Genomic DNA, 24,688 nt, shown 5'->3' with positions numbered 1-24,688 from the left:
GGACGTGGCGGACGGCTCCGGCTTCACAGTGGACGACACAGCTCAATTCCAAACGATCAGATGGTGGGGCGCATCCGCGAACGGCCCGGCGCCGGACGCCCGCACGGGCCCGACGGACTGACCGGCACACCTTCGCCCGGCCGGCCACCCGAAGGGAGAAGCGGCCGGAAAAGGGTCAGCCAACTCCATGGTTCCCCACCGAAGCTGAGAATTGCGTGAACCGGGTAGCCGATTCCCACCCCCGCCGAACGGCGGGGGTGAGCACCCCCCACGCGTTCGGCGCCCCACTCCCGCTGGCCCTACTCTCGAAACGACTCACGCGGACCGCCCCGACCCGGCCGCCCGAACCGAGGAGGCACCATCACCACCACCCGCGTGCTGATCGTCGACGACGAGATCCTGGTCCGCTCCGGCCTCGGCCTGATCGTCGGCTCCGCCGCCGACCTGGAGGTGGTCGGCGACTGCTCCGGCGGGCAGGCCGAGGACCACGTCCGACGACTGCGCCCGCACGTGGTGCTGCTCGACATCCGGATGCCCGACCTCGACGGCATCTCCGTGCTGCGCCGGCTGCGCGCCCTGCCCGACCCGCCCGCCGTGGCGATGCTCACCACCTTCGACACCGACGAGTACATCGGCACCGCGCTGCGGGCCGGCGCGGCCGGCTTCCTGCTCAAGGACACCGCACCCGAGCAGCTGGTGCACGCCGTCCGGGTGCTCGCGGCCGGCGGCAACATCCTCTCCCCGACCGTCACCCGCACCGTGATCGGCGGCTACGTGGACGGCGGCGGCCCGGACGCCGAGGCCACCGCGCTCGCCCGCACCCTCACCGGCCGCGAGCTCGACGTGCTCGCGCTGCTGGGCGAGGGCCTGTCCAACGCCGAGATCGCCGACCGGCTCTTCCTCGGCACCGGCACCGTCAAGGACCACATCAGCGCGATCCTCGGCAAGCTCGGCGCCGCCAACCGGGTCCAGGCCGCCGTCGTGGCCCACCGGGCCGGACTGGTCCGGCCGAAACCCGGCGACGGGGCATGACGACCGCCGACCACCTGCCGTCCAGACGGCTGCCGGCCTGGTGCACCGCCCCCTGGCTGATGCTGCTGCTGCCCGTCCTGTACTCCCTGCTGGACGCCGCCCTGGTGGCCAGGGAGGCCGCCTGGTGGCAGGTGGCCCTGTCCACGCTGGCCGCCGTCGCGCTGTTCTGGCGCCGCCGCTTCCCGGTGGCGGCGCTGCTGCTCACCATGCCGGGCAGCTGGGTGGACGAGATCTGGCTGGCCCCGATCACCGCCGTCTACTCGGTGGCCGCCGAGCGCCCCCGCCCCCGGGTCGTGATCCCCTGCGGCACCCTGTTCGCCCTGGTCGAGTTCTTCCACTGGCCGCTGCCCGAGAACGTCGTCGACCTCAGCCGCGCCACCGCGCTGGACGCCATCCAGGCCGTGATGCTGGCGGCCGGGCCGGCCGCCACCGGCCTGCTCGCCCGCACCCGGCGGGAGCTGGCCGCCCGGCTGGACGAGCTGACCCGCGGCCAGGAACGGGAGAGCCGGCTGCTGGCCGAGCGGGTGCTGATCAGCGAGCGCGGCCGGCTGGCCAGGGAGATGCACGACGTGGTCTCGCACCAGGTCAGCCTGATCAGCATCCAGGCCGGCGCGCTCCAGGTCAGCAGCGCCGACCCGGCCGCCGTGACGACCGCCAGGACCATCCGCGAACTGTCCGTGCGGACCCTCGACGAGCTGCGCCAGATGGTCGGGGTGCTGCGCGGCACCGGCGGGCTGCCGGACGCCCCGCTCGCCCCGCAGCCCCGGCTGGCCGACCTGCCCCGGCTGATCGAGGAGAGCGGCCTGGCGGCCGACTCCGAGCTGCACCCCGGTGACCGCCCGTGGCCGGAGGCCGTCGAGCGGGCCGCCTACCGCACCGTCCAGGAGGCGCTCACCAACATCACCAAGTACGCCCCGGAGGCGGCGGTGCACGTGAGGGTCCGGGCGAAGGGGCGCCGGCTGCGGGTCGAGATCCGCAACGAGGCCCCGCCGGTGCTCCCGGCCGAGACCCTGCCGGGCGGCGGCCACGGCCTGGTCGGTCTGCGCGAACGCGCCCAGCTGCTGGGCGGCAGCCTCACCGCGGGGCCGACCCCGGACGGCGGCTTCGAGGTCCGCGCCGAACTCCCGGCCGGCCACGGCTGACCCGGCCCCGCCGGGCCTCCGGAGAGCAAGGGCGGCAATGGCCGCAGGGAAACGAGAAAGCCCCGCAGATCCGTAGATCTGCGGGGCTTCGCTGTGCGCGAGGGGGGAGTTGAACCCCCACGCCCTTTCGGGCACTGGAACCTGAATCCAGCGCGTCTGCCTATTCCGCCACCCGCGCATGGGTGTTGTCCTCGTTGCCGACCGATCTCCCGAACCGCTCGGTACCATGGGTACTTCGCGCTTCCTTGGACCGGCCTCCCTTCCGGGCGGCCCTTCCGACATGGAAAACATTAGCACGACCTGGGGGGCGGCTCCGAATCCGTTGTCGGGCGGGGCCGACCGCAACCGAACGAATGCCCGGCGCACGCCCGTACGACTGCGGGGAGGGTGCTCCACCGGGCACACCTGGCGTGCCGTACCCGACATGCGTCACCCTGTGTGTCCGAGCCCACCCCCGGGCACCACACGGTCCGGGAACCGTACGGAAGGGCCCGGCGTGGATACGATCAGTACGGAAGTACCGCAAGTAGGAGGCGCGACCGGGTCCCGGGCGGGATCCGGCCGGCAGGCAGGCGAACGAACCCTGGAAGGGGGTGCCCCATGGGAGTGCTGAAGAAGTTCGAGCAGCGACTCGAGGGTCTCGTCAACGGCACCTTCGCCAAGGTGTTCAAGTCCGAGGTCCAGCCCGTGGAGATCGCCGGTGCGCTGCAGCGCGAGTGCGACAACAACGCGAGCATCTGGAACCGCGACCGCACCGTCGTGCCGAACGACTTCATCGTCGAGCTGAGCCCGCACGACCACGAGCGGCTCAGCCCCTACTCCGGGCAGCTCGGCACCGAACTGGCCGGGATGGTCCGCGAGTACGCGGAGGCCCAGCGGTACAGCTTCATGGGCCCGCTCCAGGTGAACCTGGAGAAGGCCGACGACCTGGACACCGGCCTGTACCGGGTGCGCAGCCGCACCCTCGCCGCCGAGGAGCCCCAGCAGCAGCAGTACGCGCCGCAGCAGCCCGGCTACGACCGGCCGCCGGCCGCTCCGGCGCCCGGCGCACCGTGGCAGCAGCCCGGCGCCGGCCAGTACGGCACGCCCCCGCCGCCGGCCGCGCCTCCCGCGATGCCCCCCGGCCCGCCCGCGCCGGCACCCGCCGGCGGCAACGTCCGGGCCTTCCCCGGCGCCGGCCACGGCGGCACCTCGATGCGCCGCTGGATCGAGGTCAACGGCTCCCGGCACCAGATCTCGGGTTCCGCCTGCGTGCTCGGCCGGTCCACCGAGGCGGACGTGCGGATCGACGACCCCGGAGTCTCCCGCAAGCACGCCGAGATCCGTCCCGGCACCCCTTCGATGGTGCTGGACCTGGGCTCCACCAACGGCATCGTGGTGGACGGACAGCACACCCAGCGCGCTACGCTCCGCGACGGCTCGCGAATCGTCGTGGGCTCCACCACCATCGTCTACCGGCAGGTCGAAGGGTAGTGTCCGAATTGTTCGCGCGCCTCGCTCACCGACTGGCGGGACGGTCATGTCAGAACTGACCCTCACGGTCATGCGGCTGGGCTTCCTGGCCGTGTTGTGGCTGTTCGTCATCGTCGCGATCCAGGTGATCCGCAGCGACCTGTTCGGCACCAAGGTGAACCCGCGGCCCTCCCGTCGCGGCGGGGCCGCCACGGTGGCCGGCGGCGCGGCCACCACGCCCGCGGCACGCACCGCGGCACCGGCCCAGGCCGGCCCGGCGGCGGGCCAGACCCAGGGCGGCGGCGGTCGCCGTCGCGGCGGCCCGACCCAGCTCGTCGTGGTGCAGGGCTCGCTGGCCGGCACCACGGTGGCGCTCCAGGGCCAGACCATCACGCTGGGCCGTGCCCACGACTCCACCATCGTCCTGGACGACGACTACGCGTCCTCCCGGCATGCCAGGATCTATCCGGATCAGACTGGGCAGTGGACGGTCGAGGATCTAGGCTCCACCAACGGCACCTATCTGGACCGGCAGCGCCTGACCGCGCCCACCCCGCTCCAGCCGGGCATGCCGATCCGTATCGGCAGGACCGTCATCGAACTGCGGAAGTAGTAGCGCATGAGGGACAGCATCCCGTCCATGACCCAGAGGGGGGCACAGGTCGCATGACCCTGGTGCTGCGCTTCGCCGCCGGCTCCCACAAGGGACTGATCCGGGAGGGGAACGAGGACTCCGGCTACGCCGGGCCGCGGCTGCTGGCCGTGGCCGACGGCATGGGCGGCGCCGCGGCCGGCGAGGTCGCTTCCGCCGAGGTGCTCGGCTCGATCGTCCGGCTGGACGAGGACGTGCCGGGCGCCGACCTGCTGACCCTGCTGGGCGACGCCGTCCAGGGCGCCAACGACCGGCTCCGGCAGATGGTCGAGGAAGACCCGCAGCTGGAGGGCATGGGCTGCACCCTGACCGCCATGCTGTGGACGGGCCAGCGGATGGGCATGGTGCACGTCGGCGACTCCCGCGCCTACCTGCTGCGGGACGGCTCGCTGGTGCAGATCACCCAGGACCACACCTGGGTGCAGCGCCTGGTCGACGAGGGCCGGATCACGCCCGAGGAGGCCGAGACCCACCCGCAGCGCTCGCTGCTGATGCGCGCGCTGGACGGCCGCGGCCAGGTCGAGCCCGACCTGTCGATCCGCGAGGTCCGGGCCGGCGACCGCTACCTGATCTGCTCCGACGGCCTCTCCGGCCCGGTCAGCCACCAGACCCTCCAGGACACCCTCGGCAGCTACTACGCGCCCGAGCAGACCGTGCAGGAGCTGATCCAGCTCGCGCTGCGCGGCGGCGGTCCCGACAACATCACCTGCATCGTGGCGGACGTCATCGACGTCGGCGCCACGGACACCACGAGCGGCCAGTTCAGCGACGTCCCGGTGGTGGTCGGCGCGGTCGCCGAGGCCCCGCCGTCCTCGGCCGCCGCCGACCGCTCGATCGCGGACACCCCGGCCGGCCGCGCCGCCGGACTCGGCCGCGGCCCGCAGGGCGCCTTCGGCCCGGCCGAGGGCTACGAGGGCGAGTACGGCGCCGCGCAGGGCGGCTTCGGCCCCGCCGAGGGGTACGAGGGCGAGTACGGCTACGGCTCCGGTGAGCCCTCGGTGTACGGCTCCGAGGACCTCGACGAGGAGCGGCCGGGGAGGCGCAGGCGCAAGGGCCTGACGCTCTCGCTGGCCGCCCTGGTCACGCTCGGCCTGCTCGGCGGCGCCGGCTGGTTCGGCTACCAGTGGACCCAGGACCAGTACTACGTCGGCACCCAGGACGACCACGTCGCGATCTACCAGGGGATCAACCAGAACCTGGCCGGGCTGAGCCTGTCCTCGGTGCACTCCTCGTACAGCAGGATCCAGCTGAAGTGGCTGCCCGAGGACCAGCAGGCCCACGTGAAGAAGACCATCTCGGTCGGCAGCATGAAGGACGCCCAGTCGACGGTCAACGAGCTCGACGGCTGGGTCCAGCTCTGCCAGCGGGCCGCCAGGCCGGCCGCTCCGGCCACGCCGCCGGCCACCCAGGCCGCGTACCTGGCCACCACGCCCACCCCGGCCGAGAAGAACCGCGGCACGACCGCCGCGACGCCGACCGCCGCGCCCTCGACCACACCGAGCCCGACCGCTCCCGGGGCACCCGCCCCGGCGCCGAACGCCACTCCTCCGGCCGCCGGCGCGCAGGGCGACCAGGCCCCGCTGACCGACGAGGAACTCAGCCGGGCCAACTCCTGCCCGAAGCAGTGACGACCGTGATCCGACATAGGACGGCCCCGAGCGGGCTTGCCGGCCGTCAGGGAGCGGTCACCACGTGAGCAGCTACGACGTGAGCGAAGAGACCACCCGGTCCGGCCGGCGCCGGGCGGCGGCCGGGCGGGCCGTCCCCCGTCGGCGGGACAACACCACGATCTCCCCGCAGGAGGCGCCCAACCGGCGCAACACCGAGCTGGCGATGCTGGCCTTCGCGGTGCTGCTGCCGGTCCTCGCGTACGCCAACGTGGGCCTCGCGATGGACGGCAAGCTGCCCGCGGGCATGCTCGGCTACGGGTTCGGCATGGGCGCCCTGGCGATGGTCGCGCACCTGCTGGTGCGCCGCTTCGCGCCGTACGCGGACCCGCTGATGCTGCCGATCGCCACCCTGCTGAACGGGCTCGGGGTGGTGATGATCTGGCGGCTGGACAAGGCCGGCAAGCTGCTCAAGAACAACTACCCGGCGGCCGAGAACCAGCTGATGTGGTCGGCCCTCGGGATCGCCGGCTTCATCGGGGTGATGGTCCTGCTGAAGGACCACCGGGTGCTCCAGCGCTACACCTACATCTCGATGGTGGTGGCCCTGGTCCTGCTCGCCGCCCCGGCCTTCTTCCCGTCCAGGGACGAGGACTTCGGCGCCAAGATCTGGATCCGGATGGGGAGCTTCTCCATCCAGCCGGGCGAGTTCGCCAAGATCATCCTGACCGTCTTCTTCGCCGGCTACCTGATGGTCAAGCGGGACGCCCTGGCGCTGGCCAGCCGCAGGTTCATGGGCCTGTACCTGCCGCGCGGCCGGGACCTCGGCCCGATCATCGTGATCTGGCTGCTCAGCCTGCTGATCCTGATCTTCGAGAACGACCTGGGCACGTCCTTCCTGTTCTTCGGCCTGTTCGTGGTGATGCTCTACGTCGCCACCGAGCGGACCAGCTGGATCCTGTTCGGCCTGCTGATGTCGGTCGGCGGCGCGGTCGCCGTCGCCTCGACCGCCAGTCACGTGAAGGTCCGCATCAACGCGTGGCTCGACCCGATGGCCGTCTTCGGCCCCAACCGGCCGGATGGCGCCACCGAGCAGATCGGTCAGTCGCTGATGGCGCTCGGCTCCGGCGGGGCCACCGGCTCCGGCCTGGGCCAGGGCCGTTCCTGGCTGATCGGCTTCGCCGCCAAGAGCGACTTCATCCTGGGCTCCTTCGGCGAGGAGCTCGGACTGGCCGGCCTGATGGCGATCTTCCTGCTGTACGCGCTGCTGGTGCAGCGCGGCCTGCGCACCGCGCTCGCCGCCCGCGACCCGTTCGGCAAGCTGTTCGCCGTCGGCCTCTCGTCGGCGATGGCGATCCAGGTGTTCGTCGTGGCCGGCGGTGTCACCGGGCTGATCCCGCTGACCGGTATGACCATGCCGTTCCTCGCCCAGGGCGGTTCGTCCGTGGTCGCCAACTGGGCGCTGGTCGCGATCCTTCTGAAGATCAGCGACAGCGCCCGCCGACCCGGGGCCGAACCGGCCCCGGCCACCGAGGGCCACGGAGGACCCGCCCGATGAACAAGCCGATCCGCCGGGTCTCGATCTTCTGCCTCGTCCTGATCCTGGCCCTGATGGTCCGCACCAACTGGGTGCAGGGCGTCCAGGCCGAGTCCTGGGCCACCAACAAGAACAACAAGCGCCAGCTGTACGACCGGTACGCCCACCCGCGCGGCAACATCATCGTCAGCGGCCAGCCGGTCACCAAGTCCGACTTCGTCGACGGCCTGCGCTACAAGTACAAGCGCTCCTGGGTCGACGGCCCGATGTACGCCCCGGTGACCGGCTACTCCTCCCAGGCCTACGGCTCCAACCAGCTGGAGAACCTGGAGGACGGCATCCTCTCCGGCACCGACGACCGGCTGTTCTTCCGCAACACCCTGGACATGCTGACGGGCGAGCAGAAGCGCGGCGGCGACGTCGTCACCACCATCAACGCCAAGGTCCAGAAGGCGGCCTTCGACGCGATGGGGAACAAGAAGGGCGCGGTGGTCGCCCTCGACCCGAAGACCGGCGCGATCCTCGGGCTGGTCTCCACCCCGTCCTACGACCCCGGCACCTTCGCCGGCGGCGAGGCTGCCGACACCAAGGCCTGGACGGACCTCAACGCGGACCCGAACAAGCCGATGCTCAACCGGGCGCTGAAGGAGACCTATCCGCCCGGCTCGACCTTCAAGCTGGTCACCGCGACCGCGGCGTTCGAGAACGGCCGGTACCAGGGCATCGACGACGCGACGGAGACCCCGGAGCCGTACATCCTGCCCAACACCACCACCCAGCTGAAGAACGAGAGCCCGAACGAGCGCTGCGAGAACGCGACCGTGAAGTCCGGGATGGACCAGTCCTGCAACACGGTCTTCGCCAAGATGGGCGCGGACCTGGGCAAGGAGCGGATGCGGGCGCAGGCCGAGAAGTTCGGCTTCAACAGCACGATCGACACGCCGGTCCGATCCGAGAAGAGCGTCTTCCCTGACAGCCCCGGCCTGGACGGCACCGCCCAGGACTCGATCGGCCAGCACGACACCCGCGCCACCCCGCTCCAGATGGCCATGGTCTCCGCCGCGATCGCCAACAACGGCAGCCTGATGCAGCCGTACCTGGTGGACCAGGAGCGCTCGGCCTCGCTGACCACCATCTCCAAGCACACCGAGAAGCAGTTCTCCCAGGCGATGAGCCCGGCCACCGCCCAGAAGATGCAGGACCTGATGGTCTCGGTGGTCGAGAACGGCACCGGCAAGAACGCCCAGATCCCCGGCCTCCAGGTCGGCGGCAAGACCGGCACCGCGCAGCACGGCGAGGACAACGCCGGGCTGCCGTTCGCCTGGTTCACCTCCTGGGCGAAGACCTCGGACGGCCAGTCGGTCGCGGTCGCGGTGGTGGTCGAGGACGGCTCCCAGAACCGCGACGGCATCAGCGGCGGCCGGCTCGCGGCCCCGATCGCCAAGGCGGTGATGCAGGCCGCGCTCGGCAAGTAGGAGGGCCGGTCCGGAGTGAGGGGAACGTCACGAACGCCAGTACCGTCCGGATACCGGTCTGATATCGGCCGACGGCTGACTCCGGTCCGATGCGGTACGACCGGTAGCGTATCCGCCAGCAGCGGGTGTGCCCGTTGCCGCCCGCGAGGCACCGCACGGCTCGGCCGGAGAACCGGTCGCGGACCGCGCGGCGTCTCCCAGAGCGTGCGGGGACACCTACGTCACAACCTCGCCCACGGGCGAGGGAGAGGGTCGGATCTATGGAAGAGCCTCGTCGCCTCGGCGGCAGGTACGAGCTCGGCGGCGTCCTCGGACGCGGCGGCATGGCCGAGGTGTACCTCGCCCATGACACCCGGCTCGGCCGCTCCGTCGCAGTGAAGACGCTCCGGGCCGACATGGCCCGGGATCCGTCGTTCCAGGCCCGCTTCCGCCGCGAGGCACAGTCGGCGGCGTCCCTGAACCACCCCGCGATCGTCGCCGTGTACGACACCGGCGAGGACTACATCGACGGCATCTCCATCCCGTACATCGTGATGGAGTACGTCGAGGGGTCCACGCTGCGGGAGCTGCTGCACTCCGGCCGCCGGCTGCTGCCCGAGCGCGCCCTGGAGATGACCATCGGCATCCTCCAGGCCCTGGAGTACTCGCACCGGGCCGGCATCGTGCACCGCGACATCAAGCCGGCCAACGTGATGCTGACCCGGCAGGGCAACGTCAAGGTCATGGACTTCGGCATCGCCCGCGCGATGGGTGACGCCGGAATGACCATGACGCAGACCTCCGCCGTCATCGGCACCGCCCAGTACCTCTCCCCCGAGCAGGCCAAGGGCGAGCAGGTCGACGCCAGGTCCGACCTCTACTCCACCGGCTGCCTGCTCTACGAGCTGCTGACCGTCCGCCCGCCGTTCGTCGGCGACTCGCCGGTCGCGGTGGCCTACCAGCACGTCAGGGAGGAGCCGCAGCCGCCGTCGGTCTTCGACCCCGAGGTGCGCCCCGAGATCGACGCGATCGTGCTGAAGGCCCTCGCCAAGGAGCGCGACTACCGCTACCAGAGCGCCGACGAGATGCGCGACGACATCGAGCGCTTCCTCGACGGCCTGCCGGTGGCCGCCGCCCAGCAGGCCGCCTACGGCATGGGCGCGGCCGGCTACGGCTACGACCAGAACGGCTACCCGCAGCAGCACGACCCGTACGGCCAGACCAACGTGCTGCCGCAGCAGCCCGGCGGCCCGACCACCGTCCTGCCGCAGGCCTCCGGGCAGCCCGGCTACGGGCAGCAGGGCGGCTACCAGGACGACGGCTACGGCCAGGGCTACGCCGGCGCCTCGGGCGGCGGCAACGACGACGGCTACGGCCGCGGCGGCCGCAGGGGCGACGACCGGCCGAAGAAGAGCAACACCTCCTGGATCGTGCTGGCGGTGGCCGCCGTGCTGGTCCTGGTCGGCACCTTCTTCGTCGCCCAGGCGATGTTCGGCGACAAGGGGACCAAGGAAACCCCGAAGGTCACCGCCCCGAACCTGGTCGGCAAGACCCTGGCCGAGGCCAGGACGGCCGCCACCGGGGCCGGTGCCAAGATCGTGCTGACCGAGGGCGAGAAGATCGCCTGCCCGGACACCACCATCAAGAAGGACCAGGTCTGCACCCAGAACCCGACGGCCGGCACCCAGGTCGCCGAGACCTCCACCATCACGGTGCAGATCTCCTCGGGCCCGGCCAAGACCCAGGTTCCCGGTGTGGTCGGCAAGCCCAAGGACCAGGCCACCAAGGCGCTGGCCGACGCCGGCTTCACCAACGTCACCACCGAGTACAAGGATGACGACAACGCCGCGCAGGACACCGTCACCGCCCAGGACCCGGCGGCCAACGCGGCGGTCGACCCGGGCGCCGCGATCAAGCTGACCGTGTCGCAGGGCAAGGCCAAGGTCACCGTCCCGAACGTGGTCGGCGCCCAGAAGGAGGACGCGCAGTCCACCCTCCAGGGCCTCGGCTTCCAGGTGGACGCCTCGAAGACCGTGGCGGCCCCCGACCCGAGCAAGGTCAACACCGTCGCCCAGCAGTCCGTCCCGGCGAACAACAAGGCCCCGGCCAACACCAAGATCACGCTGACCATCTACAAGGCGCAGGACAAGCCCCAGGTCCCGCCGCTGGCGAACGTCAAGCTGGGCCAGGCCGCCGACCAGCTGAAGGCGCTCGGCCTGACCTACACGGTGGTCAACGGTCCGGCGGACCCGAACGCCACGGTGCAGCAGAGCAACCCTCCGGCCGGCACCCCGGTCGACCCGAACACCCAGATCCAGCTGTACACCAAGGCGGCCGAGCCGCCCAAAGGGGGCGACCCCACCACCCCACCCGCCAAAGGGGACCACTAGGCCTCCGATATTCCCCTGGTTCGACTGAACCGGGGGCCGGAGCCCGGGTAACTCCCCAGCACGCCCGAGGGCCCGCCGCGAAACCCGCGGCGGGCCCTCGGGCCATTTCTCCCCCGTAGGGCCCCGTACGGCCCTGTACGGCCCTGTACGGCCCTCCAGGAGGGCCCTGCAGGGGCTTCAGGAGTGCCGCAGCTCCGGCGGCGGGGTGCGCTTGGCGTCCATGTCGTCCACCCGCACCAGGCTCCCCCAGACGGCCATCCGGTAGCGCGAGGTGTACACCGGCGTGCAGGTGGTCAGGGTGATGTAGCGGCCGGGGGCGGTGTAGCCGGAGCGGGCGGGGACGGGCGCCACGATGCCGGTGTCGTACTTGGTGGTCTCCGGCAGGGAGCCGTCGACCTTGTAGACGTACCACTTGTCCTTGGTCTCGACCACGACCGCGTCGCCCTTGTGGACGGCGTCCAGGTCGTGGAACTTGGCGCCGTGGCCGTCCCGGTGGGCGGCCAGCGCGAAGTTGCCCTCCGGGTCCCAGGGCATCGCGGCCTTGTACGGCTGCTCGTAGACGCCCGCCACGCCGTCGTCCAGGACCTCGGTCGAGGTGCCCATCCGGATCAGCACCTGGTAGTCCCTGCCCATCGCCGGGACGTGCAGGAAGCCCACGTCGTCCCCGGCGGCGAACTGCTTCGGCACGGCACCCGGGCTGCCCGGGGCACCGGTGGCACCCGCGGCACCGGGCCCGCCGGACGCACCGGGGGCCGGGGTGGCGCCGGGCTCCGCCGGGGGGCCGGGGGTCGGGCCGGCGGCCCAGCTGCTGCGCAGCCGGTCGCCCGCCGCCGAGGCCGCGCGGTCCGCCTGCACGTTGGTCCACCACAGCGAGTAGGCCACGAACAGGCCGAGCACCAGGCCCAGGGTGATCAGCAGCTCGCCGAGGACGCCGAGCGCGGCCAGCGCCCGGCGGCGCCCGCGCCCGGCCCTCGGCTCGGGCGGGGGAAAGGCCTCTTCCCCCGGTTCGGCCGACTGCGCGGTCTCGTCCTGCATCTGCGGTGCTCCCCCTCCGGGCCGGGCGGCCGGGCGGTCACCCGCCCGTGATCGCGGCCGGCTTGCCCTGGGCACGCGGCCGTTCCTCGATCATCTTGCCAAAGACGATGAGACGGAACTTGGAGGTGAACTCCGGGGTGCAGGTCGTCAACGTGATGTAGCGTCCGGGACCGGCGTACCCGGCGCCGTTCGGCACCGGCTTGATCACGCCCACGTTGTTGGGGGAAGTCTCCGGAATGGCCCCGGTGACCTCGTAGGTGTAGTAGCCGGCCGCGGTCTCCACCACGATCTTGTCGCCCTTGCCGAGCTGGTTGATGTACCGGAACGGCTCGCCGTGGGTGTTGCGGTGGGCGGCCAGCGCGAAGTTGCCCGCCTTGTCGCCCGGCATCCCGGTGCCCGCGTAGTGCCCGACCAGGCCCTTGTCGAGCACCGAGGACTTGGCGGTGCCCTCGGCGATCGGGAACTTCAGCCCGAGCTTGGGCATGTGGATGATGGCGAAGCCCTTGCCTGGCTCGAACACCTCGGGCTTGGCCGGGTCCGGGGCCGGCTGTCCCGGCTGCCCCTGCCTGGCGGGCGGCGGAGCCGCCTCGAACTGCTGCTCCAGCTGGTTGCGGGCCCCGTCGGCGGCCGCGTCGGCCTGCACGTTGGTCCACCAGAGCTGGTAGGCGACGAACAGCAGCATCACCACGCCGAGCGAGATGCACAGCTCGCCGACGCCCCTGGCGGCCACCACGAGCAGGGACTCCTTGGGGCGCGGCCGCCCGGCGGCGCGGCCGTTCGACCGGCGCCGTCCGCTGCCGGAGCGCAGCGCGGTGCGGCCCTGCGCGGCACGCCGGCGCTCGGCGCGGCCGCCGGTGGGCGGGGCCGGCTCGGCGTCCGGCGCGCCGATGTCGAGAGGCAGCCGCAGCTGGAGGGTCTGGTCGGGCAGCCAGGGGTACTCGGGCCCGTCCACGAGGGGCTCCTGGGCCTGCTCGTACACGCCCCAGCCGTCCTCGGGCACGGCCTGCGCCGGGTACCCCTGCCCGTACGGCGCGCCGGTGCCGTCGTCCGGGCCCTGGTGCTTGGGCCCGCCGTGCTGCCGCACGGCGCCGTGCGGGTCCGCCTCCGGCTGGTAACGCCCCTCCGGACGCACCGTGGTCATGCCGGTCAGCCCCGGCCGATCACCGGGGCGAGCCCGGCCGACCGGTCGACCGCCTGGGGGAAGCCGCACTCCGCGAGCCAGTTGGCGAGCATCCGGTGACCGCCCTCGGTGAGCACCGACTCGGGGTGGAACTGCACGCCCTCGACCGGCAGTTCACGGTGCCTCAGGCCCATGATCACGCCGCTCCCGGTGCGCGCGGTGACCACCAGCTCGGCCGGCACGGTGGCCGGTTCGACCGCGAGCGAGTGGTAGCGGGTCGCGGTCAGCGGCGAGGGCAGGCCCTCGAAGACCCCGCCGTCCTCGTGCTCGACCGGTGAGGTCTTGCCGTGCAGCAGTTCCGGCGCCCGGCCGACCACCGCGCCGTAGGCGGCCGCGATCGACTGGAGGCCCAGGCAGACGCCGAACACCGGCAGTCCGATCCGCGCGCAGTGGTGCACCATCTCGATGCAGACCCCGGCCTCCTCGGGGGCACCGGGCCCCGGGGAGAGCAGCACCCCGTCGAAGCCCTCCTCGCCGGAGCGGCGGACGGCGTGCTCGACGGTCACCTCGTCGTTGCGCACCACCTCGCAGGTGGCGCCGAGCTGGTACAGGTACTGGACCAGGTTGAAGACGAAGCTGTCGTAGTTGTCCACCACCAGGATGCGGGGCCGGGTGGTCGCCTGGGTCGTCATGCGCGCGTGGTCTCCGTGGGATGCGTGCTGGAAGGGGGATGCGGGCCCGGCCGGCTCAGCCGACCGCGGCGCCGTCGCCGCCGTCCACTGTGACGTCGCCGAAGGGGAGCAGCGGTTCCGCCCACGGGAAGACGTAGGTGAAGAGGAGGTAGACGATCCCCAGGACGAGGAGCAGCGAGATGACGGCCCGGACCAGGGTGGGCCCCGGGAGGTGACGCCAGATCCAGCCGTACATGGTGCTCCCTCGACGTAGCGGACTGGGTTAAAGAGTAGACCCGCCGTTCGCGGGCGCGGGCCGTTACGCCGGTCCGTCCGCCGACCGCAGCTCCGTGGTGCCGGAGTACCCGGGCAGGGCCAGGTCCCCGCTCTCCTGGACCTTCCAGCCGAGCCCGTACGCCTGTACGTACTGGAGGTAGTTGCGGATCGTCGGGTCCGCCTCCACGGCCGAGCGCAGCCCGTCGGTCCTCCCGACCGCCTTGACCACGTACGGCGGGGAGTAGACCCGGCCCTGGAGCAGCAGGGTGTTGCCGACGCAGCGCACGGCGCTGGTGGAGATCAGCCGCTGGTCCATCACCTGCACGCCCTCGGCGCCGCCCCGCCACAGCGCGTTGACCACGGCCTGGATGTCCTGCTGGTGGATGACCAGGTCGTTGACGCCGGGTTCGGGCACGCCGGGGATGCGCGCGGTGGCGTTCGGCGGGGCGTCGTTGAGGGTGACGGTCAGGCCGCCGCCCTGGAGCGGCTCCAGGGCGGCCCCGGAGCGCAGTCCGCCCAGCTGGGCGGCGTCGGCGGGGTCGTGGCCCTGCTGCTCGGTGAGCTGCTGGGCGCGGGCCTGGAGGTCGGCGAGCTGGGACTGCGCCTGCTGGTTCTGCGCGCTGCGCTGGCGGACCACGTCGCCGAGGCTCAGCAGCGAGTTGTCCGTCCGCAGGTCGGTGCCGCGGGCGGTCTGCGCGCTGATGTAGAAGAGCAGTCCGGCGAGCGCGAAGACGGCGCAGGTCAGGGCACGTCCGACAATTCGGGTGCCCGACCGGCGGGTAGGGACCGGCTCAGGGGGAATCGACAAATTAGTCACCGTACCCTTATCTCCTCAAGACCCGCCGAGCCACTACGCTAACGGACGCCGGTGGCACGTGGCGGGACGGTCCCCAGGGCCCTCTCCTCCGCCGACGCCGGCAGATTCCACCCGCTGCACCTCCGCGCGGCCTCACAGCGCATCGACAGGAGAGCTCCTCGTGCCGAAGTCCCGACTCCGCAAGAAGTCCGACTACACCCCGCCGACGGCGGCCGCGGTGAAGATCAGCTCGGGCCGTGGTTGGGTCGCGCCGCTGATGCTGGCACTGTTCCTGATCGGCCTGGTGTGGATCGTCACCTACTACGTGACCAGCGGCAACTACCCGGTCGAGAGCTGGCGGAACTGGAACATCCTGGTCGGCTTCGGCTTCATCGCCGCCGGCTTCGGTGTCTCCACCCAGTGGAAGTGACGGCCCGCCCGTCCTGAGGCCCGGTTCCGGGCCGTTCCCCGCCGCTCCGGACGCTCGACCCGGAGCGGCGATCAGTCGTGCCCGGACTCTGAGCGGTCAGCCGGTCGGTTATCCCCACGATCGGACTGTCACGCTTATCCACATGGTTATCCACACTGGGGAAAAGTCCCCCCGGGCTGTGGATAACTTTTCCGGAGCGGGCCGTCCACGACTGTGCGCAGCCCCGCGGAAACGCGAGAACCGCACAGCAGGACACGCGTAGAACAACAGTCCACAACTGTCCGGACGCACAGCCTGTGCACAACCCCGCACCCGCTGTGGACAAACGTGCGGGACGTCAGGCCCCGTAGAGCGCCATCCCGGTCAGCAGCATCCCCGCCTCGACCGCCACCGCGGCCGCCACCGCCAGCGCCTGGACGGCTCCGCGGCGCTCGCGCGGGGCGTACATCAGGCCGGCCGCGGTCAGCGCGCCGAGCACCAGGCCGCCGAGGTGCGCCCGCCAGTCGGTGTTGGGGCGGGAGAAGGTGACGATCAGGTTGAAGACCAGGAACGCCATCGCCGGGCCGAGCGGGCCCCGGCTCCGCAGCTGCATCACGATCGTGGCGCCGATCAGCCCGAAGATCGCCCCCGAGGCGCCCACCGAGTTCATCAGGTCGCCGGCCACCAGGAAGGCGAAGGTGCTGCCGCCCAGGCCGGAGACCAGGTAGAGGGCCAGGAAACGCAGCCTGCCGAGCGCCTCCTCCAGCGCCGGGCCGAGCCAGAACAGCACCAGCATGTTCGTCCCGATGTGCCACCACTCCAGGTGCAGGAAGGTGGCGGTCAGCAGCCGGTACCACTGGTCGGGGCCGTCGGCGACGCCCGCCGGACCGCCCTGGATGTCCCGTCCGGCGCTGAACAGCGACCAGGTCTGCCCCAGCCGCGGCGAGAGCACGTAGGCCGCCAGCACCCAGACCACGATGTTGAGCCCGATCAGCACCTTGGTGACCAGCCCGCCGTCGACGGCCGGGGCTCCACCGAACCTGGTGGTCGCCCGCCGCGTCCCGGCGTGGCCGTCGCCGACGCATTCGGGGCACTGGAAGCCCACCGAGGCGGCCACCATGCACTGCGGACAGATCGGCCGCTCGCAGCGGGTGCAGGAGACCCCGGTGGGGGTCTGCGGGTGCCGGTGGCAGCCGGGGAGTCCGGCCTCCGGGGACCGATCGGCCGACGGCCGCGGCTCGTCCTGGAGCATCAGCGGGTCCCCTTCCCGTACACGGCCTCCGGAACCGCCAGCCTACTGCCGCACACCCGTTCCCGGGCCCGCTCCCCCGCGGCCGCGTTCTCCGCCCGCTCTCCCTTCCACCCCGCGGGCCCCGCGTACGGCCCACCCCGACATGCCATCGGACAAATCAGGATGCATGATCAGCATTCAGGTGGATATGTGCATAAAGGACGCCACCCAGGAGGAGAGACTCGTGAGCTTTACGGATTCGGCCCGAGAGACGGCCACCAGGACCCGGGACACCGCCGCACAGTTCGCGGACGGCGCCAAGCAGCGCATGGGCCCCGCCTTGGACGCCGTCGGCCCGAAGGCCTCGCAGGCCGCCCACAACCTCCGCATCCAGTACGACAAGCACCTCGCCCCGCAGTTCGGCCAGGCCTTCGCCAGCCTGCCGCCGGAGGCCCAGCAGAACGCCCTGAAGGCCCTCCACCGGGCCCAGGAGGCCGCTCTGGCGGCCCGTCTGTCCGCCACCCGGGCCGCGGACCAGGCCCGCACCACGGTCGCCCCCAGGGTCGTCCAGGCGGTCGAGGAGGCCCGTGCCGCGGTGACCCCGGTCGCCCAGGAGGCCCAGTCCCGCGGCGCCGCCGCGCTGACCGCCCTCCACGGCAACGTCAGCTCGGCCGAGATCAGCGAGCTGGCCGCCAGGAACGCCAGGAAGGGGCACTGCAACCGGGCGGCCACCGGCCTGGCCGTGGCCGGCCTGCTGGCGGTCGGCGGCGGCATCGTGGCCTGGCAGTGGTGGCGCCGGCACAGCAACCCGGAGTGGCTGGTCGAGCCCCCGGCCACCCAGGAGCCCCGCCCGGCCGGCGCGCACGCCGCCTCCGCCCCGGTGAACGGCTCAGGACCGGACGCCACCGCGGGGCCCGCCGCCGAGGCCCCGGCCGCGGAGGACGGCGGCCCCGCCGCCGAGGACGGCCCCGGGCCGCGCTGACCGTCCGGGAGGCCCGGAGATCCCCGGGAAACGCCGATCGGCCGCCGACCAGGATCCTGGTCGGCGGCCGATCGGCTACCGCTGTGAACTGTGGAGCATAGGAGATTCGAACTCCTGACATCTGCCTTGCAAAGGCAGCGCTCTACCAACTGAGCTAATGCCCCTCGACGGCACCACGGGTGCCGACGGGCACCAGAGTACCGGTTTCCGGCGCGATTCCCAGCGCCGTCCCCCTGGAACGGTGCCGTCCAGTGGGGTCGGCCGGTCCGGTTCTTCGACCGGGCCGGCCGGCCCGGGAGGCGCCGAGGAGCGCCTCCGGAGTTCGTCGATCGTCAGATCGCCGGGGGTTCAGCGACCGGCCGGAACCGGGTCGGTGGCCTCGGTCCACAGGTCCTGCTCGGCACGGTCGGCCTGGACCTGACGGTAGACAAAGAAGCCGCCGAGGGCGACCAGGGCGACCAGGAGAAGCTTCTTCACCGCGGGACCTCGTCCTTCTTGCGTTGTTGGACTCAAGAGCCGGATCCGGCCGGACTGACCGGGCCGACGAGTCCAGTTGTGTTTCGAGCGCGAACGGGCTGCCGGGTGCCAGACTGCCCTTGCGGCCGATGATACACACCGGTGTCCCAATCGTGACCAGCCACCGGTGCGGCCAACCCGGCGGTCCGGTCCCAGGATTGACGCCGCACCTCCTGGCGGGTGGTCCGGCCGCCCCGTGGACCGTCCCGGGGCCCGCCGGGCCCGGCCCGCGGGTCCGTCCGCTGACCGTCCCGGCGCCGCCACCACGGCCGTGCCGTTCTCCGGGTCCGCGCCGGTCGGCGCCGGGAACGCCGAAGGGCCCGGAGTGGATCACTCCGGGCCCTTCGGGGAGGTGGGCCTAACAGGACTTGAACCTGTGGCCTCTTCCTTATCAGGGACGGTTGTTTCCCCAGGTCAGCAACATCGCGCTCCGCCGCAGGTCAGGGGCATCTACAGGTATCCGCCCCCGTCCACCCCCCTATAACGTCACCCTGAACCCCCTGGATTTCGGAAGACTTCTGGATGGGTCGGTGGGCTACGCCGCTACCGCCAGCCTGGGGCGATGCCGGTACACCGGGTCTCCGCGCGGCGGCTTCGGATCTGACCGGCCAGACCCGGCGCAGCCGTCCCTGTTCTCCTGGGTTCTGGATGAGTTCTGGATGAGCCGGTGGGCTACGCCGCTACCGCCAGCCTGGGGCGATGCCGGTACACGGGGTCTCCGCGCAGAGCGGCCAGGACCTGGCCGGCCAGGTCCGGTGCAGCATGGGTGTAGAGCCAGGTGATCTCTCCGCCGCGCTCGTGTCCGAGGATCTCCTGGACGATGGCCTCGGGGACGCCAGCGTCGTGGAGCCGTGAGGCGAGTGCGTGGCGCTGGTCGTGGAAGTCGGGCCAGTAGTCGGTGCGCGTGGTCTTGTCGGGGAGCTTCTTCACGGTCTTCCGCATGACTCCGGCCGCGTCGATCGCCTTGATCCAGTTGCGGCGGAACGCGCTGCGGCGCAGCGGTGCGCGGTGTGGCTCTCCCCTTCTGTTCTTGCGGTTGCGCCCGTGGAACACGAGTTCCTCGGGACACATGCCGTCGACCTCGGGGTCGGACACCGCGTACGAGGGCTGCTCGGCGGCGAGGTGCGCGCGCAGTACCCGCACAGCAAGGGGAGTGAGGGGGACGGTGCGCAGCGATGCGTTCTCCTTGGGGTACGCCTTGCGCTTCAGCTTCCCCGCGACCTCAGTGACCACCTCGCGGACCTGAAGCCGTGCGCCGTCGAGGTCAACCCAGCAGGCGCGCAAGCCGACCAGCTCGCCCCAGCGCAGCCCGGTCTCCTGGGCGACGATCTGAAGAGCGAAGTGGTAGCAGGGGAGAGCCTTCCGGATCCGGCGCAGCTGGGCGTAGGTGGGCGGTCGCCGGTCTTCGGGGTGCCGCTTTTTGATCTTGGGCAGTTTGACGCCGTCGGCCGGGTTGAAGTGGAGCCGTCTGTCCCGCAGCGCTGCGGCGAGCAAGCGGTCCAAGACCTGGAACACCTTGGTCGCGCTGCTCGGCGCCAGGCCGCCCGGGACGAGGCTGTTCACCCACTCCTGTACGTCGGCCCATCCGATCTCGCAGATCTTCCAGGTCCCGAAGCGCGGTTGTATGTGGAGGCGCCACAGCCGGTCGTCGCGGTCGAGGGTGGAGTCCTCGCCGGTCTGGAGTGGGCGCCAGGTCTCCGTGTACCAGGTGGTGAGGGTGATCTCTGCGCGCCGGGGGTCGATCCATCGGCGCTCGTGGATCTCGTTTCGGATCCGGTTCAGCTCGGTCTTGGCCTCGGTCTCGGTGTCGCAGGTACCGGACAGGGGCTCCCCTCCGGGACCGGTGTATCGGTACTGCCACGTGCCTATGCAGTCGCGGCGAGCCCGAACCTTCTTCTCGGGCCACTTCGCCCGGCACCTCTTACACCCGCATTTCATGCTGGGCAACTGGCGCGGGTTGTTGGTTTCCTTACGCCCCACGGAGCACCTGCCCGCCCTCGACGACGGCGCGCCCGTGCTGGGCGGCAAGCAGCGGGGGCGGCAGGGTGATGGGCTCCCCGCAGAAGCAGAGTGCCGCGCCGAGCCCGGCCGGAGCGTCGAGGTCGGACAGGATGGCGTGGATTTCGGCCACCGCGGCAACAGGCTGGGCGTCACGCCGAACATGGATCGTGATGGTGGCCGGGTCGTACGCGATGGCCTCGGCGGCCAGGTCGACGGTTTCAATACGCAGGCACACGGGCGTCCCCCAGGACTCGGCACATGGGCATGGATGACCTACGTGCCGCAGCTGGAGGACTACGGCCGACTACTCGCCGGGTTGGAGGTCCGCGGCCCGTCGACCGTACCCCTACGAAGGTAGAAGTGCACAGTGCGTTAGTAGAAAAAGTGGGGGCGTGTCGCTCCGGTTCCGGTCGCCTCGGGCGTGCACGGTCAGGAGGCCCTGGCGATCCTCACCATCGCCTCGGCCTGCTGGACAAGCAGGCGCTGCTGAGCGGTGGGCAGCTCTCGGAAGAGCCTGAGCATCTTCTTCTCCCGCTCCTCGTTCAGGGCTGCGGGAACCCGGCGCCCTGCGGCCGCGAACACGGCGGCGGGCGTGAGGCCCAGAGCGTCGGCGAGGCGGCGGAGGACGTCAGGATCGATCCCGGCCGTACCTCGGGCGCGGCGGACCCACGCATTCAGAGAGGCCAGGGGGATATCCGCCCGGCCGGCGAGCCAAGTCTGGCTCCGCCCCGTCTCGGCGAGGACGCGCAGGATCAGCGCGGACAGGTCCTCGCCCGCGGTCTCGTCTCTCGCTTCTCCCTGCATGTGTAGAAAGACTGCCGTCGCCAGCAGCGGTGCGCAAGCCCGCCACCTGCACTGTCGTGATTTTGACCTCGGCTTTGGGCGCCCTTAATCCGGAATGAAGCCTCACACATCCCCATCCGGCCCCATTGACGTGCCTCTACATCTACGTGTAGATGTAGAGACCTGCCAGGGCGGCAGCGCCCCAGCCACCCAGAACCAGCCAGAGAGCGGGATGCGAGATGCGACGACGCAGCGGAGGAGCCGAGATCCGGCAGGCCATGACCGCCGCCGGGCTCACCATCGCAGGCCTGGCCGCCGCGACCCGCGCCGCGGACCCCACGGCGGTCGGCATCTCGCAGTCGATGGTCGGCTTCGTGACCAGCCGCGGACGGTCAGCCCGCGAGGAATGCAGCAGGCACGTAGCTGAGCTGATCGCCACCGCGCTCGGCCGACCGATCGGCGAGCTGTTCATCGACGAGGTCCCCATGCCCGCGCAATCTACATCTACACGCGGAAGCGAGAAAGTCCCCAACGCTGTCGAACCGCTCATGACCTCGGTGGAACTGCTGGCGTACCTGCGCAAATCACCGAGCTGGCTGGACCGGGAGATCAAGGCAGGCCGCATCACGCCCATCTACGCCGGCCGCTCCAGGCGGTTCGACCGCCACCAGGTGCTTGCCGAGCTGGCGGTCCCTGCCGCCGCATAAGCCCCCAGAAACGGCTCGGGGCCGCCCCCGGCTCCACACCAGGACGGCCCCAGCCCTCACCCCTCGCTACGACGAAGGAGAGAACGACATGTACCAGGGTACCAACCCTGCTGCTGCACCCCTGTTGGACGCCGACGCCGCGCTCGACGCCGCCGTCCCCGCGGACGTGGACGTGCCCGCGCTGCCGGCCGAGGTGCTCCTGGAGGTCCACGACCTGGACCTCGACGTCCTGGTCCCGGCCGCCGAGTGGTGGCGGACCGCGACCCGCCGTGCCGCGCGCCGGCTGATTGGCCAGATGGGCCCGATGCTGCGCCATCTGGTCGCCGAGATCGTCACGCTGGACCGCCAGCTCGCCGAGACCGACAACGAGGTCGAGCAGCTGCGTGCCGAGCTGGCGGAACTGCGTGCCGAGGTCAAGGAGCTGCGCGCGGCGAAGGAATCGGCGCCGGCGCCGGACCCGGATCCGCTGGTCGCCGCGCACGGCATGGCCCTGCGCTTGTCGCAGGCTCTGACGCCGTCTCCGGTTTCGGTCAGTGTGGACCGCTACTCGTGGGAGGACGCGCCGCGGGTGACGGTCCACGCGGACGATGCCGTCTCCATCGAGGCCTGGGGCGTCGAGCTGTGCACCGCCATCCAGTGGACGGAGTCGTCCTCCGGCCGGTCCCGGATGGCGCACGGCGAGTGCACGATCGACGGCATCCTGGTCTCGCTGACCGGGTCCGTGTACCTGGGACTCGCGGCGGTGGCGTCGTGACTCAGCCGCACATCGCGCACACCGCCGAACTGGTCGTCCGGGCAGTGATGGGCCGTCCAGACTTCACGCCAGCCGCGGTCGTCCAGGCCCTCGCGGACGCAGCCTTGCTGCGCACCGCCCCGCCGGAGGTCTACCGGGCGTCCTGGGACGACCAGTCCCTCGGGCTGTACGCCTCCCGGGACGCCGCCCGGGGCCGGTGTCTGCTGGCCGCCGCCATCGCCCGTCCCGAGGCCCGGATGTCCTGGCACCCGACGAACGGGGACGACGACGCCGAAGAGTTCCTGGCCGACGGCGGGGAGAACACGGAGTACTACATCACCACGGTGCCGGTCCGGATGACGGCGGGTGAGATCTGATGACCACCCGCCGCAGTCTCGGCCCCATCGACCACGGCACCCTCACGGGCTACACCCAGCACCGCAACCGCCGGATCCCCATCCCCAAGACCGACGAGTGCGGGTGCCGCGCGGCCTACAACGCCGAGCGCCGGGGGCAGGCCGCCGAACGGGCGCCCCGATCCGCGCACGAGTGGAACCAGGGCCTGACCGGCGAGCGGCCGCCAGTCGCCGAGCGGCCGCTGTCCGCCCGCTGCCCCACCGAGGGCTGCGGCCAGGACGGCACCGACCCGCGCGTCGGCGGCCCCGGCTGGACCTACATCCGAGTGGTCGGCTCCGCCGTGGGCGGCCGCTGGTACTGCTCGGGCGGCTGCGCCACGGTCGGCATCGCGCTCGCCGAGCTGCGCCCGGCCGACGCCGAGGCCGGTGGTGTCCGGTGACCAGCAGCCTTCTTCTCGCGCTGTGCATCATCGCCGCGCTGTGCTGGCTCGCCGCCTGGACCGAGCAACTGGTCTACGAGCGTCGCCAGTCCCAGACCGAGCGCTCTCACCGGCGCCCGCGCCCGGGGCCGGCCTCCGCAGCGCCGAGACCGGCCCCGGCGCACCTGCCGTGAGCAGCGTCCCGGCCGAACCGTCCGGGCCCCGGCTCGTCGGGTTGCACGTCGTGTTCGGGACCCGGACCCGTGCCCCGTACGCGGACTACGAGTGCCCGTGCGGCCACCGGGACGCCGCCCTTGGCGCGGCCGCCGTGATCCGGCTCGTCCGGGTCACGGGGCCCGCCCACCTCGCCGTCTGCCCCCTCCGCCCCCGAGAGGAATCCCATGCCTCCCATCCGTATCCACCTCGCCGCCGCCGGTGAGGTCCGGTCCCTCACGGGGCCCGAGCACTACCGCGAGGCGCAGCAGCGTCTGCTGATGGCTTGGGAGGACGACCGGTCGCCCGAGAACTCGGCGCACTTGGTCGCCGAGGCCGGCGTCCACGCCACCCTCGCCGTCGCGGCCGCGGTCGCGCTCGGCAGCCCGGCCACCTCGGGCATGGACCTGGCCGACTACGACGCCTGGGTCCAGGTCGCCTCCGAGACCCGCCGCCCGGCCCCCGCCGTCCCGACCTGCGGCCTGCACGCCGTGCTGATGGACGCCATGCGCGAGTACCAGCGGACCGCGTGCACCTCGACGCTGCGCGAGCACTCCCAGCGGGACTACCTCGCCGAACACCTCGTCACCGCCCTGACCGCCGCCGGATACAAGGACCACAGCTGATGAGCACCACCACCGCGCACGTCGACCTCGTCACCGGCGTCGTGTCCACCGATCCCGAGCCCGTCCCGTTCGCCGAGGTCGTGGCCGAGCACATGGGCGGACGCGTCCACGACGCCGCGTCCGCCGAGCTGCACCAACTGCTCGGCGCCGTCGCCAAGCACGGCAAGAAGGGGACGCTGGCACTGGTCATCAGCGTCGAACCGCCCCAGGGCCACGTCGAGGGCGGCCCGCTCAACATCGCGATGTCGACCATCCTCAAGGCCCCCAAGGGCATCGTGCCCGCCTCGACCTACTACCTCGACCGGCAGGGCAACCCCTCCAGGCAGGACCCGCGCCAGCCCGGCCTGTTCGGCGACGACGCGCCGGTCGAGGCCCGGCAGGCCGGCCTGCGCACGGTCCTCGCCCGGGCGGGCGTGGATGCGGACGAGGTCGACGGCCTGGCCGCGGCGCTCGATGCCGAGGGCTACCGCCGCCCGTAGCCCGCTCCCCCCTTGTACGGCCCGAGGGGCGCGGCGCGCACCGACCCGCGCCCCTCGGGCACCAGCACC

Annotated in this window: 27 protein-coding genes and 2 tRNA genes; 17 read left to right on the top strand and 12 right to left on the bottom strand. The window is 71.8% G+C overall.

Going from position 1 to position 24,688, the window contains the following annotated elements:
• Positions 1 to 378 precede the first annotated feature (378 nt).
• Positions 379 to 1,032, top strand: coding sequence for a response regulator transcription factor (locus ACIQOW_RS08660; RefSeq protein WP_223244124.1), 654 nt, complete (start codon positions 379 to 381; stop codon positions 1,030 to 1,032).
• Complete coding sequence (locus tag ACIQOW_RS08655; RefSeq protein WP_401081276.1) at positions 1,029 to 2,174, top strand: sensor histidine kinase; 1,146 nt, start codon at positions 1,029 to 1,031, stop codon at positions 2,172 to 2,174. The genes ACIQOW_RS08660 and ACIQOW_RS08655 overlap by 4 nt, the downstream gene beginning before the upstream one ends.
• Positions 2,175 to 2,268: 94 nt before the next feature.
• Here ACIQOW_RS08655 and ACIQOW_RS08650 read toward each other — a convergent pair.
• Positions 2,269 to 2,352 (bottom strand) — tRNA-Leu (locus tag ACIQOW_RS08650).
• 422 nt (positions 2,353 to 2,774) lie between these two features.
• On the opposite strand from ACIQOW_RS08650, the gene ACIQOW_RS08645 reads away from it, so the two are divergent.
• From ACIQOW_RS08645 to pknB, 6 genes are all read left to right on the top strand, one after another.
• Positions 2,775 to 3,647 (top strand): FhaA domain-containing protein, encoded by an 873-nt coding sequence (locus ACIQOW_RS08645; protein WP_401081273.1) that lies wholly within the window; start codon positions 2,775 to 2,777, stop codon positions 3,645 to 3,647.
• Between the two features lie 46 nt (positions 3,648 to 3,693).
• Complete coding sequence (locus tag ACIQOW_RS08640) at positions 3,694 to 4,239, top strand: FHA domain-containing protein (protein WP_401081270.1); 546 nt, start codon at positions 3,694 to 3,696, stop codon at positions 4,237 to 4,239.
• 53 nt (positions 4,240 to 4,292) lie between these two features.
• Positions 4,293 to 5,906 (top strand): PP2C family protein-serine/threonine phosphatase, encoded by a 1,614-nt coding sequence (locus ACIQOW_RS08635; protein WP_401081267.1) that lies wholly within the window; start codon positions 4,293 to 4,295, stop codon positions 5,904 to 5,906.
• 160 nt (positions 5,907 to 6,066) lie between these two features.
• Positions 6,067 to 7,443, top strand: coding sequence for an FtsW/RodA/SpoVE family cell cycle protein (locus tag ACIQOW_RS08630; protein WP_401081374.1), 1,377 nt, complete (start codon positions 6,067 to 6,069; stop codon positions 7,441 to 7,443).
• Positions 7,440 to 8,897, top strand: coding sequence for a peptidoglycan D,D-transpeptidase FtsI family protein (locus tag ACIQOW_RS08625; protein WP_401081264.1), 1,458 nt, complete (start codon positions 7,440 to 7,442; stop codon positions 8,895 to 8,897). The genes ACIQOW_RS08630 and ACIQOW_RS08625 overlap by 4 nt, the downstream gene beginning before the upstream one ends.
• Before the next feature lie 260 nt (positions 8,898 to 9,157).
• Positions 9,158 to 11,266 (top strand): Stk1 family PASTA domain-containing Ser/Thr kinase, encoded by a 2,109-nt coding sequence (gene pknB, locus ACIQOW_RS08620; RefSeq protein ID WP_401081261.1) that lies wholly within the window; start codon positions 9,158 to 9,160, stop codon positions 11,264 to 11,266.
• A gap of 177 nt (positions 11,267 to 11,443) precedes the next feature.
• Here pknB and ACIQOW_RS08615 read toward each other — a convergent pair whose 3' ends face one another.
• The 5 genes from ACIQOW_RS08615 to ACIQOW_RS08595 all read right to left on the bottom strand — a co-directional run bounded on the left by ACIQOW_RS08615 (position 11,444) and on the right by ACIQOW_RS08595 (position 15,176).
• Positions 11,444 to 12,301: a class E sortase gene (locus tag ACIQOW_RS08615; RefSeq protein ID WP_401081258.1), complete on the bottom strand. Its 858-nt coding sequence runs from the start codon at positions 12,299 to 12,301 to the stop codon at positions 11,444 to 11,446.
• A gap of 37 nt (positions 12,302 to 12,338) precedes the next feature.
• Positions 12,339 to 13,442: a class E sortase gene (locus ACIQOW_RS08610; RefSeq protein WP_401081255.1), complete on the bottom strand. Its 1,104-nt coding sequence runs from the start codon at positions 13,440 to 13,442 to the stop codon at positions 12,339 to 12,341.
• 5 nt (positions 13,443 to 13,447) lie between these two features.
• On the bottom strand, positions 13,448 to 14,113 hold the full coding sequence (locus ACIQOW_RS08605) for an aminodeoxychorismate/anthranilate synthase component II (protein ID WP_188297677.1): 666 nt from the start codon (positions 14,111 to 14,113) through the stop codon (positions 13,448 to 13,450).
• 55 nt (positions 14,114 to 14,168) lie between these two features.
• Positions 14,169 to 14,348, bottom strand: a complete 180-nt coding sequence (locus tag ACIQOW_RS08600; protein ID WP_188297678.1) for a hypothetical protein — start codon at positions 14,346 to 14,348, stop codon at positions 14,169 to 14,171.
• Positions 14,349 to 14,411: 63 nt separating this feature from the next.
• Entirely contained in the window at positions 14,412 to 15,176 is a 765-nt protein-coding gene (locus ACIQOW_RS08595; protein ID WP_401081250.1) for a DUF881 domain-containing protein, read from the bottom strand.
• A 169-nt stretch (positions 15,177 to 15,345) separates the two neighbouring features.
• Here ACIQOW_RS08595 and crgA point away from each other — a divergent pair, with 169 nt between their 5' ends.
• Complete coding sequence (gene crgA / locus ACIQOW_RS08590) at positions 15,346 to 15,594, top strand: cell division protein CrgA (RefSeq protein WP_188297680.1); 249 nt, start codon at positions 15,346 to 15,348, stop codon at positions 15,592 to 15,594.
• A 337-nt stretch (positions 15,595 to 15,931) separates the two neighbouring features.
• Here crgA and ACIQOW_RS08585 read toward each other — a convergent pair whose 3' ends face one another.
• Positions 15,932 to 16,825 carry a rhomboid family intramembrane serine protease gene (locus ACIQOW_RS08585; protein ID WP_401081246.1) on the bottom strand — a complete coding sequence of 298 codons (894 nt, stop codon included), beginning with the start codon at positions 16,823 to 16,825 and terminating at the stop codon, positions 15,932 to 15,934.
• 223 nt (positions 16,826 to 17,048) lie between these two features.
• Between ACIQOW_RS08585 and ACIQOW_RS08580 the strand changes: the two genes are divergently transcribed.
• Entirely contained in the window at positions 17,049 to 17,786 is a 738-nt protein-coding gene (locus ACIQOW_RS08580; RefSeq protein ID WP_401081243.1) for a DUF5324 family protein, read from the top strand.
• A 91-nt stretch (positions 17,787 to 17,877) separates the two neighbouring features.
• On the opposite strand, the gene ACIQOW_RS08575 is transcribed toward ACIQOW_RS08580, so the two are convergent.
• The 5 genes from ACIQOW_RS08575 to ACIQOW_RS08555 form a co-directional block, all read right to left on the bottom strand.
• Positions 17,878 to 17,950, bottom strand: a tRNA-Ala gene (locus tag ACIQOW_RS08575).
• Positions 17,951 to 18,134: 184 nt separating this feature from the next.
• A complete protein-coding gene (locus ACIQOW_RS08570) occupies positions 18,135 to 18,263 on the bottom strand; it encodes a DLW-39 family protein (RefSeq protein WP_014137031.1) in 129 nt (42 codons plus the stop codon).
• 711 nt (positions 18,264 to 18,974) lie between these two features.
• Positions 18,975 to 20,282 (bottom strand): tyrosine-type recombinase/integrase, encoded by a 1,308-nt coding sequence (locus tag ACIQOW_RS08565; protein ID WP_401081240.1) that lies wholly within the window; start codon positions 20,280 to 20,282, stop codon positions 18,975 to 18,977.
• Positions 20,272 to 20,538 (bottom strand): hypothetical protein, encoded by a 267-nt coding sequence (locus tag ACIQOW_RS08560; RefSeq protein ID WP_401081237.1) that lies wholly within the window; start codon positions 20,536 to 20,538, stop codon positions 20,272 to 20,274. The genes ACIQOW_RS08565 and ACIQOW_RS08560 overlap by 11 nt, the downstream gene beginning before the upstream one ends.
• 194 nt (positions 20,539 to 20,732) lie before the next feature.
• A complete protein-coding gene (locus ACIQOW_RS08555) occupies positions 20,733 to 21,107 on the bottom strand; it encodes a transcriptional regulator (RefSeq protein WP_401081234.1) in 375 nt (124 codons plus the stop codon).
• 218 nt (positions 21,108 to 21,325) lie between these two features.
• On the opposite strand from ACIQOW_RS08555, the gene ACIQOW_RS08550 reads away from it, so the two are divergent.
• From ACIQOW_RS08550 to ACIQOW_RS08520, 7 genes are all read left to right on the top strand, one after another.
• Positions 21,326 to 21,793 carry a hypothetical protein gene (locus tag ACIQOW_RS08550; protein ID WP_401081231.1) on the top strand — a complete coding sequence of 156 codons (468 nt, stop codon included), beginning with the start codon at positions 21,326 to 21,328 and terminating at the stop codon, positions 21,791 to 21,793.
• An 88-nt stretch (positions 21,794 to 21,881) separates the two neighbouring features.
• The gene (locus ACIQOW_RS08545) at positions 21,882 to 22,547 is read left to right on the top strand and encodes a hypothetical protein (RefSeq protein WP_401081228.1); all 666 of its coding nucleotides are present in this window, start codon (positions 21,882 to 21,884) and stop codon (positions 22,545 to 22,547) included.
• The gene (locus ACIQOW_RS08540) at positions 22,544 to 22,903 is read left to right on the top strand and encodes a hypothetical protein (RefSeq protein ID WP_401081225.1); all 360 of its coding nucleotides are present in this window, start codon (positions 22,544 to 22,546) and stop codon (positions 22,901 to 22,903) included. The genes ACIQOW_RS08545 and ACIQOW_RS08540 overlap by 4 nt, the downstream gene beginning before the upstream one ends.
• On the top strand, positions 22,903 to 23,322 hold the full coding sequence (locus ACIQOW_RS08535) for a hypothetical protein (RefSeq protein ID WP_401081222.1): 420 nt from the start codon (positions 22,903 to 22,905) through the stop codon (positions 23,320 to 23,322). The genes ACIQOW_RS08540 and ACIQOW_RS08535 overlap by 1 nt, the downstream gene beginning before the upstream one ends.
• Positions 23,319 to 23,495 carry a hypothetical protein gene (locus ACIQOW_RS08530; RefSeq protein WP_401081219.1) on the top strand — a complete coding sequence of 59 codons (177 nt, stop codon included), beginning with the start codon at positions 23,319 to 23,321 and terminating at the stop codon, positions 23,493 to 23,495. Before ACIQOW_RS08535 ends, ACIQOW_RS08530 begins: the two co-directional genes overlap by 4 nt.
• Before the next feature lie 207 nt (positions 23,496 to 23,702).
• On the top strand, positions 23,703 to 24,140 hold the full coding sequence (locus ACIQOW_RS08525) for a hypothetical protein (RefSeq protein WP_401081216.1): 438 nt from the start codon (positions 23,703 to 23,705) through the stop codon (positions 24,138 to 24,140).
• Positions 24,140 to 24,619, top strand: a complete 480-nt coding sequence (locus ACIQOW_RS08520; RefSeq protein WP_401081213.1) for a hypothetical protein — start codon at positions 24,140 to 24,142, stop codon at positions 24,617 to 24,619. Before ACIQOW_RS08525 ends, ACIQOW_RS08520 begins: the two co-directional genes overlap by 1 nt.
• The last annotated feature ends 69 nt before the right edge of the window (positions 24,620 to 24,688 follow it).

Source organism: Kitasatospora sp. NPDC091335 (assembly GCF_044757205.1).
Taxonomy (GTDB): Bacteria; Actinomycetota; Actinomycetes; order Streptomycetales; family Streptomycetaceae; genus Kitasatospora.
This window is presented reverse-complemented; position numbering and strand designations above follow the sequence as displayed.

Bases quoted from the DNA above. Each gene is read 5' to 3' on its own strand.
- ACIQOW_RS08615 (WP_401081258.1), bottom strand. From the start codon at position 12,301: ATGCAGGACGAGACCGCGCAGTCGGCCGAACCGGGGGAAGAGGCCTTT.
- ACIQOW_RS08520 (WP_401081213.1), top strand. From the start codon at position 24,140: ATGAGCACCACCACCGCGCACGTCGACCTCGTCACCGGCGTCGTGTCC.
- ACIQOW_RS08635 (WP_401081267.1), top strand. From the start codon at position 4,293: ATGACCCTGGTGCTGCGCTTCGCCGCCGGCTCCCACAAGGGACTGATC.
- ACIQOW_RS08655 (WP_401081276.1), top strand. From the start codon at position 1,029: ATGACGACCGCCGACCACCTGCCGTCCAGACGGCTGCCGGCCTGGTGC.
- ACIQOW_RS08645 (WP_401081273.1), top strand. From the start codon at position 2,775: ATGGGAGTGCTGAAGAAGTTCGAGCAGCGACTCGAGGGTCTCGTCAAC.
- ACIQOW_RS08585 (WP_401081246.1), bottom strand. From the start codon at position 16,825: ATGCTCCAGGACGAGCCGCGGCCGTCGGCCGATCGGTCCCCGGAGGCC.
- ACIQOW_RS08605 (WP_188297677.1), bottom strand. From the start codon at position 14,113: ATGACGACCCAGGCGACCACCCGGCCCCGCATCCTGGTGGTGGACAAC.
- ACIQOW_RS08600 (WP_188297678.1), bottom strand. From the start codon at position 14,348: ATGTACGGCTGGATCTGGCGTCACCTCCCGGGGCCCACCCTGGTCCGG.
- pknB (WP_401081261.1), top strand. From the start codon at position 9,158: ATGGAAGAGCCTCGTCGCCTCGGCGGCAGGTACGAGCTCGGCGGCGTC.
- ACIQOW_RS08525 (WP_401081216.1), top strand. From the start codon at position 23,703: ATGCCTCCCATCCGTATCCACCTCGCCGCCGCCGGTGAGGTCCGGTCC.
- ACIQOW_RS08555 (WP_401081234.1), bottom strand. From the start codon at position 21,107: ATGCAGGGAGAAGCGAGAGACGAGACCGCGGGCGAGGACCTGTCCGCG.
- ACIQOW_RS08550 (WP_401081231.1), top strand. From the start codon at position 21,326: ATGCGACGACGCAGCGGAGGAGCCGAGATCCGGCAGGCCATGACCGCC.
- ACIQOW_RS08610 (WP_401081255.1), bottom strand. From the start codon at position 13,442: ATGACCACGGTGCGTCCGGAGGGGCGTTACCAGCCGGAGGCGGACCCG.
- ACIQOW_RS08535 (WP_401081222.1), top strand. From the start codon at position 22,903: ATGACCACCCGCCGCAGTCTCGGCCCCATCGACCACGGCACCCTCACG.
- ACIQOW_RS08640 (WP_401081270.1), top strand. From the start codon at position 3,694: ATGTCAGAACTGACCCTCACGGTCATGCGGCTGGGCTTCCTGGCCGTG.
- ACIQOW_RS08545 (WP_401081228.1), top strand. From the start codon at position 21,882: ATGTACCAGGGTACCAACCCTGCTGCTGCACCCCTGTTGGACGCCGAC.
- ACIQOW_RS08625 (WP_401081264.1), top strand. From the start codon at position 7,440: ATGAACAAGCCGATCCGCCGGGTCTCGATCTTCTGCCTCGTCCTGATC.